The 9,498-nt window shown below is 49.3% G+C and carries 6 protein-coding genes and 1 pseudogene; 1 reads left to right on the plus strand and 6 read right to left on the minus strand.

The annotated features are described in order from the left end of the window. The 6 genes and pseudogenes from ACETWG_05715 to ACETWG_05740 all read right to left on the minus strand — a co-directional run. The coding region (locus ACETWG_05715; GenBank protein ID MFB0516086.1) for a hypothetical protein at positions 1 to 802 on the minus strand (802 nt) is incomplete at its 3' end. A gap of 228 nt (positions 803 to 1,030) precedes the next feature. Then, positions 1,031 to 1,663 (minus strand): response regulator, encoded by a 633-nt coding sequence (locus tag ACETWG_05720; GenBank protein ID MFB0516087.1) that lies wholly within the window; start codon positions 1,661 to 1,663, stop codon positions 1,031 to 1,033. Beyond that, positions 1,638 to 3,395 carry a PAS domain S-box protein gene (locus ACETWG_05725; GenBank protein ID MFB0516088.1) on the minus strand — a complete coding sequence of 586 codons (1,758 nt, stop codon included), beginning with the start codon at positions 3,393 to 3,395 and terminating at the stop codon, positions 1,638 to 1,640. Before ACETWG_05725 ends, ACETWG_05720 begins: the two co-directional genes overlap by 26 nt. 133 nt (positions 3,396 to 3,528) lie before the next feature. Further along, positions 3,529 to 3,771: pseudogene (locus tag ACETWG_05730) on the minus strand (integrase core domain-containing protein). Beyond that, positions 3,696 to 4,643, minus strand: coding sequence for a hypothetical protein (locus ACETWG_05735; GenBank protein ID MFB0516089.1), 948 nt, complete (start codon positions 4,641 to 4,643; stop codon positions 3,696 to 3,698). Before ACETWG_05735 ends, ACETWG_05730 begins: the two are co-directional and overlap by 76 nt. A 589-nt stretch (positions 4,644 to 5,232) precedes the next feature. Continuing rightward, the gene (locus tag ACETWG_05740) at positions 5,233 to 6,363 is read right to left on the minus strand and encodes a substrate-binding domain-containing protein (GenBank protein ID MFB0516090.1); all 1,131 of its coding nucleotides are present in this window, start codon (positions 6,361 to 6,363) and stop codon (positions 5,233 to 5,235) included. A gap of 510 nt (positions 6,364 to 6,873) precedes the next feature. Here ACETWG_05740 and ACETWG_05745 point away from each other — a divergent pair. Then, positions 6,874 to 9,498, plus strand: a 2,625-nt coding sequence (locus ACETWG_05745) for a carboxypeptidase-like regulatory domain-containing protein (protein ID MFB0516091.1), incomplete at its 3' end; no start/stop codon positions are given.

The following is a 9,498-nucleotide window of genomic DNA, read 5'->3' on the forward strand; positions in this document are numbered from 1 at the left end:
CTTTGTCACCCTTCGGTCCTTGACCCCCCTGGGCTCCGGGATCGCCTTCGTCTCCTTTCGGACCCTGGTCTCCAGGATTGCCTTTATCACCTTTGTCACCCTTGGAGCCTTGAGGGCCCTGAGCTCCGGGATCGCCTTCGTCGCCTTTCGGACCCTGGTCTCCAGGATTGCCTTTATCACCTTTGTCACCCTTGGAGCCTTGAGGGCCCTGAGCTCCCTGGGCTCCGGGATCGCCTTCGTCTCCTTTCGGACCCTGGTCTCCAGGATTGCTTTTATCGCCTTTGTCGCCCTTCGGCCCTTGGACACCTGGATCACCTTTATCACCCTTCAGCCCTTGAGGGCCCTGGTCACCTTTATCACCCTTCAGCCCTTGGGGGCCTGGAGGCCCCAGCGCGTGTAGGGCATACTGCGCCGTATCGGCCCGCAGGGCATAAAAACTGTATCCCACACTCGTCAGGGGAATTCTCGGCGAGAGCTCGGGTTCACCGCCCATCTGAATACCCAACCAGTAGCGCCGGTCAAAGCGGACAGATTCTCCGATCGGCGTTTGGTTACCCAGCACGGTATAAAAATGCCCCTGTTCAACCTGGAGGTCTTTGATCTCAGTCCACAGCAGGCTTCCACCAGATTCATGGTCGTAGAGCCTGAAGGTGAAGACGTAAGTCCCATCCGGCTTGGGCATACCCGAACCGTCGGTCAGCAAGCCTTGATAGGGAAGAGTACGCGGGATTTGCGCCTCAGAAGTCACAATCAGTGCACTGACCAGCAATGTCAATAGGGCGGCAATGTAGCGGGGCCTCATGATATCTTATCCTCCCGGGCATATATGGTGAATCGCTCTTCCATTTACTGCAAATGAATCTAATTAACCATGATTATATGACCGTGATGGATGTCACATTATTTTCCATATGTATAGTAAGAATTTCCCTATTTAAGCATAGGGCTGAGGCAAGTAATGTTATAGGTGTTTTCTTATAAGGTGGCCGAGACCGGCATCAGGGCATTAAAACGGGCAGCTCCCAATCTTCTATTCAAAAAGCCCTTTTTCAATGACATAGCGTATGAGTTCTGCATTCGAATTCATCTTCATTTTCCTCAGGATATTGGCCCGGTGGGCACTGATGGTTTTAACACTGAGTCCTAGCTTTTCAGCGATCTTTTTCAGGCTGTCACCTGAAGCAATCATGTTCAACACTTCGAACTCACGATTGGTGAGACTTTCATGGGGGGATTCCCTTTCCCCGGACTCTATATAGGAGGCTAATGCCTTCGCCAATGAAGGGGAAATATACTTTTCTCCTTGCAGGACTACCCGGATAGCATCCACCAACTCATCGGTCGCACTTATTTTGTTCAGATATCCCGAGGCCCCGGCTTTCAATACGCGGATTGCGTATTGTTTTTCGGGGTGTATGCTCAACACCAGTATCGGCGTCGTATATCGATCGCGCCTCAATTGCTTTAATACTTCCAGGCCGCTCCTACCCGGCATGGTAATATCCAGGAGCACGATATCATAAGGATGACGCCATACCTTTTCTAGCACCTCCTGGCAGGTGCCTACCTCGTCGATAAGGTCTACTTCGAAATTGTTCTCGATTACTTGTCTTACCCCGGCCCGGACTACGGGATGATCATCTGCTACCAGAAATTTTAGCATCGTCCTGTTTCTCCTCTCCTATTGGAATTGTCACCCTGATCCTGGTCCCCTTCTTTTGCACACCATAAATTTTAAAATCACCTCCGGCGCTTAGAACCCGCTCCCGCATGCCAATAATTCCAAGCGATCTGGGATTTGATGCCTGCTCTTCAGTAATCCCGATACCGTTATCCGTAATGCTCAGATTCAGCTCATCGTCAGACAATTCCAGGCTCACGGTGCTCCTGGTTGCTTGTGCGTGACGGGCAACATTCGTTAATGCTTCTTGAGTGATGCGATAGATCATCGTCGAGCAATCCTGATCCAGGTCTAACTTTTCAGGGTGAGTAGTGAACTCGCACTTAACTCCAGTAAGAGCTTGAAATTGTTCTACCTCCCATTCAATGGCTTCCACCAAACCTAACTCGTCCAGCAGGGCCGGCCTTAATCGGGCGGTTATCCCGTTGACTGTCTGAGCCGTCGTATCTACGTATTCAGCTATTGAATTGGCTTTTTCGACGAGAGAAATCTGATCCGCAGGTAGAGAATTCTTTAGATCAATCAATTTGAATTTTAAGGCGGTCAATGCCTGTCCCAACTCGTCGTGAATCTCACGGGCAAGCTTAGATCGATCTTCTTCCCGGACAGATTGAAGGTGAGTAGAAAGGTTTCGCAGCTGTTCCCGCGTGGCTTCGAGCATGGCCTCCGCTCGCTTACGCTCGGTGATGTCGCGCACGATACTCTGGAATCCTGTGACACGATCGCCCTCGGTGAGTAATGTCACTATTTGCTCCACCCACTTTTCTTCTCCGGCCCGATTGAGGATTGGAAATTCCATGGTCGTGTCATGTACATGATCTTCAAGCTGTTGGTTATAAAATTGCTGGATACGAACCCGCCATTCCTGGGGGATCAATTCCGTGTAGTGCATACCAATGAGTTCATCCGGCATATAGCCGGTTACCCTTTGAGCGGGCGGATTGAAATATGTGAAATAGCCTTTGGGATCGGTCATATAGATAACATCGTTAGCTTCTTCGATGATCTGCCGGTATCGCCGCTCACTCTCCCGTAGCACCACCTCCGCCCGCTTACGGTCGGTGTATTCATCAGCCCATTCCAAGGATTTTGAAATGTGCTGTGCGAGGTTTCTTACGGAAGGAATGAAGTATTCGGCAAGTTCCGGGGAAGTCATGGCAAAGGCGCCTATAATTTTTCCATGCCGCTTCAACGGCGTCAGGATGGAGGACTTCTTCTCGTAGTCAGTAGTCTTTGATATTAAGTGGGCTAGCTGTCGCGGAAACAATTCACCTATTATGTCGCTGACCTCGGCTTGGACCGTTTTCCCATCTCGTACGACTTGACTGTAGATGCTTGATTTCTTCAAGTCAATCTTGTATCCTTTCATCCTGAGCCCAGTTGCCTTCTCTCCCTCCTTAACCTGCTCGGGAGATAGTGACGCTTCCGCAATTCTAAGCGAAGAGTCATCATCGGTTAACAACAGGAGGCTCACAGAGTACTGCTTCGACTGCGCGAACTCCTCTTTCACAGTCCTATAGATCTCAGCCTCCTCCACCCTGCCGTGTATCCTGGTTGACACATGCTCCACGAATTGGATAATCTCGATTAGATTATGCAGCGCCTTTTCCAATAGCTTCCGCTCAATCTCAGCTTGCTCAAGCTCAGCTACTTGTTTGCGGGTCTGCTCAAGTTCTTCGATCAGTTGGACTTTGGTCTTGTGTTGGTCGTTCATGGGAGTTCCCGAGTTTCTTGACACATCTTGTTGTTTATTCCAACATATAGGTAGGAAAATCGGTTACATATATGTGAATTCCCTACCAATCTATGCCATATTATGGTGTGCACTTCAAATTTGAGACAACAAGTCAAGCACATGGTTTTTTGAAAATCAGCTGTTCAAACTCAGTAGGCGGCACATAGCTGAGTGCTGAGTGCAGCCGTTTTTGATTGTACACCTTCTCTATGAAATGGTGGATACTTACCCAAGCCTCCATCATATCCCGGTATTCCCACAGGTATACTTCCTCATACTTCAGTGTCTTAAAAAACCTCTCTGCCTTAGCGTTATCCCCGCCGATGGCGGGGTTATCATAGGGATTGCCATTTCGGCCCGCAAATCTTCAACAACTACCGGTGAATCTCGCATCAGAGTATAATCAGCCAGGGAGTGGCCGCCAGTTTCAATCGCAGCCTTTCCCACCAAATCATCCTTCCAGCCGACACCGGCCCGCATAACTAACCGATCACCGGAAACTGGTAGCTCAAATAACGCGCAATACTCCACTCCGAGCGTCTGGGCAAGGAGCGTCACGGCGATTTCAAATAGACTGGAAAGACCATTCGCCTCCAGCGTAGCGCGGCAAAGGTGGGCAATTGTACTTTGCTTTAGCGCAACGGATGATTGAGTCTTCGCATAATGGCGTGACTGATCCAGAGCTATTCGAAGGTCCTGCGTCCCCAGATGAATCAGTACTGCTGAAAGAGTGAACCAAAGGATATAGACAGTCCACATACTGATTGGCTCGTAGACCAGGCGCTGCTCCGGCAGGTAGCCATGCGTTTGAAGGATGAGAATACCCAGACCGGCTATAACGTTTAACAGAGTAATGCCAATCCCATAGCGCAAGCCGAACATCAGACCGACGACCAGGATAATGGGTATATAGCCCGCAAGGTGGGGTGAATTGATCCCACCAGAAAATAGAACCAGGACGGTAATCAGTAACCATGCAGTGGCTGGCAACAACCGACTGACTAGTTGCACCCGGCCCCGGCGGTAAAAGTACATGTTGGCCAGGAGCCAGAGCATAAGCGTAACGAAGGCAATAAAATGGGGAAGTGGCTTAGGCGAGATGCAGATATTCACCAAGCCAGTAGCCAGTACAAGACCTAAACTAATCCATAGCACTATGTTGATGGACGCAGCTATGCGGGCCTCGTTTTCATCATCCAAGGCTAGAGGTCGGAGATATCGTGCCAAACTGTCAGGGAACTTAAGCATATATCTTAGATATTGTCTGGCATATCGTAGAGCTGTGTAGCTTTATAATACTTATAATATAAACACTATTTAAAATAATATTTTATAATCATGATTGCAAGCATAAGAAATTCTCAAAATTACATTAGGAAATTGCTTATACCATTCATAGCCATAATCCTACCGAAATTATCAGATATTGTCCAATCCATCCATTCCTTTATTCCTTGAGAAATTTTTACACGCTTGAGGCTGACAGGAAAGGTGATGTCTTAATCTGAAAAAAGAAAAAGCCGCAGGTCAAATTATCAGACCCACGGCCAATTCCCCAGTGAACTAAATAGCTTAATAGATTAATCTATACAAGTATCAATAATAATTTCTGATGGCGTGAGGGAGTTGAATCTGCATCTGATCGACTCAACAACCACCGCTCCCCGCTGTCGAAAGGCATTACCCTTCGCCTGCAGGCAACTATTAAACACAATTGGCCAGCCAGGAACAGTACGACAACGCCTGAAAGCGCGGACCTTGGATCTTAGTGAGCTGTAATTCTACAGAAGGTCTTGAGAACGACCGCGATCGTCGGCTAGTTAGGGCTCTTCAAGGATGAAGAAGCTCTTTGTTTGGCACCGCATGAGTCCCGAATGACGAGTTCAGGCCTCAGAAAAGTGCGCGTCACACCCGGATCCCCTCCAATCATCTTGACCAGTGTCTCCACCGCCAAGGCACCTATCATGGAAGTAGGTGGATGTACCGTGGAAAGCGGCACCGGGGCGTATAGGTTACGTTCAATATCATCAAACCCAACGATGGCTACATTATCAGGAACCTTCAGTCCCTGAGTAAGGACCGCTTGCTCGAATCCCAGAGCACAAAGGTCGTTGTAGGCAAAGATCGCATCCGGTCTATCATCCCGCGCGGCAAATTGCAGGCCCACCTGATAGCCGGCCTGGTATTGGTTCCAGACACCTTCAAATGGTAGTTGATATACGTAATCTTCATTCAAGGCGTGACCATGCTCTCTTAATGCCCGCACATATCCCTTCTTACGCAAATCCCCAAGAGTGTCTCCCTCTTCGCTATTGATGTAGCCGATACACCGGTAGCCCAATTCGATCAGATGTTCAGTCGCGATATAGGCACCATAAACATGGTCGGTACCGATGTAGCTGATGTCCTCATTCTGTACATAGGACACCATCACGAAGGGAAACTTCTCTTTTTGTAACTGCAAAATCCCGCTTGTGGCCTGATGATGATAACCCATCGAAGCGATGATCATCCCTCTAACACCGATATCACGGAGGTGGGCAATTTGGGTTTCTTCCTTCTCTTCGCGATCGGAGCTGCTTGATAGCAAAAGATTATAGCCGATTTCAGAGGCCTTTTCCTCAACACCCTGAACTATTAAAGAGAAAAAGGGATTTTTGAGATCTCGCAGTACCAAACCGATCGATTTGTAAGCAGAATGGTCCGCCTTTTTGGGGGCGTGGGCAACAAAGGTGCCTTTCCCGACGCGGGTGAATAAAATGCCCATGTTCACCAGCTCAGCCAGAGCCTTCTTGATGGTAATGAGGCTTACTCCGTATCTCTCAGCCAGTTCTTGCTGAGAAAAGATCTTATCACCTGGTTTGAGCTCCCCGGCAGAAACCTGCCCTTCGATGTCCTCCAAAATCTGGCGGTACAAGGGAGTAGGATTTTCCAGATCAATTGCCATCGAATCACTCGTTTATAAGAAATGCGGTCATAGGAACTCTAACTCCCACACATTCTGATGCATGTGACAAGTTTATAGCTTAACACCAAAAAGTATATACTAGGTATAGTAAGTGTACATAATATCCTAACTCTTTTCAAGCCCTTTCCCTTTTTCTTTGTCGGAGGCAATCACCTTTTCATCAGCTTTATCATAAAGGGAAAGGGTAGACCCTTATCGCACTGCGATAAATTATTCTTGATTCACCGCTAATTCCAACGTATACTTGGTATACCGAATATATCATTGTTGCCGTACCTTAGCTTATGAGCCTAACCCATTCATCGTCGGTTATGCGATCACCGAACGGATGTAAGGTCTTACGTCTAAACCAGCTCACCCCATATTTTCCTATCGAAAAATTACCGGGGATATCAAGTCCGATATCCTACCTGAGTTCAACGGGGCGCCCCTGGCCAGAACCCCCTAAGCACCAATTAGTCCCCAGCACACCTATCAGGAATAACCACCATGGTAAATAGTCGAACCAAACCATATCTCATCGCTCTCACTGCCGGGTTTTTTCTCTTCGCGGTAAATTCCCTGCTCGCTATCGAGTCCGGCAAAATCGCCGGCAAGGTGTACGACGCCGAGACCAACCAGCCATTACCTGGCGCAAACGTGGTCATCGAAGGAACGACGCTTGGCGCCGCTACAGATATGGATGGCAATTATTTCATCCTCAATGTGCGCCCAGGAGAATATATAGTCACGGCCTCCGTAATTGGCTACGTACAAGTCAGAACCACCGACGTCATCGTCCAGATGGGATTGACTACACCCCTAGATTTCCCCCTCAATCCTACAACGATTGAAGGCGAAGAAGTGACCGTTATCGCCGAGCGTCCGGTTATCCAGACTGACGTCGGGAACAGCGGAACCATTCTGGATGGCTCCGAATTGACGGCACTGCCGGTAACCAGTTTTAAGGACATTCTGGATAAACAGATGGGTATCGAGGAAGTGGATGCGCGTGGCCTCTTCATGCGTGGACAGCGCCAGAACTCTATCAGTTTGATGATTGATGGGATCGAGACCAGGGACAACATCGATGAACAGGTCTATACCCGCGTCAATCCCGACGAGGTGGAGCAGGCCGAGATCAGTGCTGGGGGCTACGATGCCTCTTATGGAAACGCCACCGCCGGGATGATCAATTTGGTAACCAAAGAAGGTAGTAACCGATATACCGGGACCTTCGATTACCGGCTCTCGCAGCCCACGCGCAAACATTTCGGCCCATCACTCAGGGAATGGTATGACCGATACTATCTGCAGGGCTGGACCAATGATTCCACCTGGTTCACCTGGCGGTATGTCGATGACAGTGGCACGACGGTAGAATTTGATACGCTGGTGAATAAGTGGGAGATACTGGCGCACAATCTAGGCTCCGACAGTCCCTATTACGATCGGCCGGGATTGTTGCAGGAGCTCTATAAATATATCATGCGGGACGAAGCCACCCAGTACGGGAATGAATCGGACCTGATCGTAAGCGCCACCTTCGGTGGACCGGTTCCGTTCCTGAAAAATACCACGTTCTTTACTTCCTTTCGCCGGGAAAAGAATTACTACCTGTACAATGGACCTGTGGATCATTTCTTTGATCAGAACGGGATGTTCAAACTCACGACACGACCCTCGAAATCTACGAAACTCGCCTTCACCGCGCGGTATACGGAGACGACCGGGCTGAACCGTTATGATTATTATCGGGATGAACAAATGGGGGGTGGCTTTGGTTCGCAAGAAACGTACCCGGATCAGGGCCAATATAATCCCGATTACCAGTCGGAGAAGCGGTATCTCTATGAAGGTGTTGAACAGGTGGCTTGGTCAGGTTATGGGGCCTGGCCGTATTCCGCCACAATTGGAAAGTCTACGCATTATCGGAATCAGTACGGTCTCACCTTTACCCATACGCTCAGTCCACGCACATTCTATGATCTGAAATTCTTCGCTAACAACACACGTCAGATCGGAGGCCAGTGTGAATTAAGAGACACCTCTCTGACCGTGACGCTCACGGATCCGAACGACCCGAGCTACTCAACTACCTTGCGAGGGCCCTATGCGGCCGCACCGACAGGATTCTGGCCGGTTAACGTGACGAATCCTTTCAACATTACGCTAGGTGGTACCTATGATTATAGTGAGAGGAATTTTGCCAAGGACTTCACCTTCCGGGCCGATCTTACCAGCCAGGTCAATAAGTATAATCAGCTCAACATCGGATTTGATTATACGATTTACGATATTCGGAAAAGGGAATTTCGTGACTCGTCAGACCGACAGGGCAAGTGGCTCTGGCATGTGAAACCCCGGAATGCGGCCTTCTGGGCCAGTGATAAACTGGAATTTGAGGGTGCAGTGATCACGCTGGGTTTACGCGGGGATATCCGGATTCCGGATGAGTGGTTCCATTGGCGGGATGCTTTATATGATACCATCTGGGTATGGACCCCGAAGGTTGCGGGGGACCTTGAGGGTACTGGCCCGGAGGGGGCGCCACGCTATCAGCCCCCGTCGAAAATGGTTGTGGCGCCGCGCTTCAGCATCTCACACCCCATCGGTGAAACCGCCAAAGTATTCTTCAACTGGGGTCATTATTATCAGGAGCAACCCTTTGAGCGCCAGTACCTGTATTATCGCCGAGACGCCCTGGGGCTCATGAATTATGGCGATCCGGAGCTGCCCTTTGAAAAATCCATCAAGTACGAGCTCGGCTACGAACACAATATCGCCAACATGTTCCGGATCGCGATCACCGGTTATCATAAGGACGTCAAAAATCTGCTCATGGATCGTATAGGCTATCGAGGTATTGAGAGAACCGATGAGGACCAATTTGAGTATGCCAATTTCTATACCTATGGTCCCAATCGCTATCTGACGGACCGGGGTATCGAAGCCCGATTGGAGAAGCGTCAAGGCCGCTATATCACGGCATGGGTGAATTACAGCATGCATTTTTACAGTCGGGGTGTTTATGGATTCCGGACGTTTTATGAGGATCCGAATGAACCGCCGGCGGAATTTGACTATGAGGATGAGAACATCAATCGGCCCACGGAGGCACGGTTCAACGCCGGC

It is taken from the genome of Candidatus Neomarinimicrobiota bacterium, assembly GCA_041862535.1.
Taxonomy (GTDB): Bacteria; Fidelibacterota; Marinisomatia; order SCGC-AAA003-L08; family TS1B11.

What these genes read in the sequence shown, in the direction of transcription:
- ACETWG_05740 (MFB0516090.1), bottom strand. Translation starts at nt 6,363, where the DNA reads ATGGCAATTGATCTGGAAAATCCTACTCCCTTGTACCGCCAGATTTTG.
- ACETWG_05720 (MFB0516087.1), bottom strand. Translation starts at nt 1,663, where the DNA reads ATGCTAAAATTTCTGGTAGCAGATGATCATCCCGTAGTCCGGGCCGGG.
- ACETWG_05725 (MFB0516088.1), bottom strand. Translation starts at nt 3,395, where the DNA reads ATGAACGACCAACACAAGACCAAAGTCCAACTGATCGAAGAACTTGAG.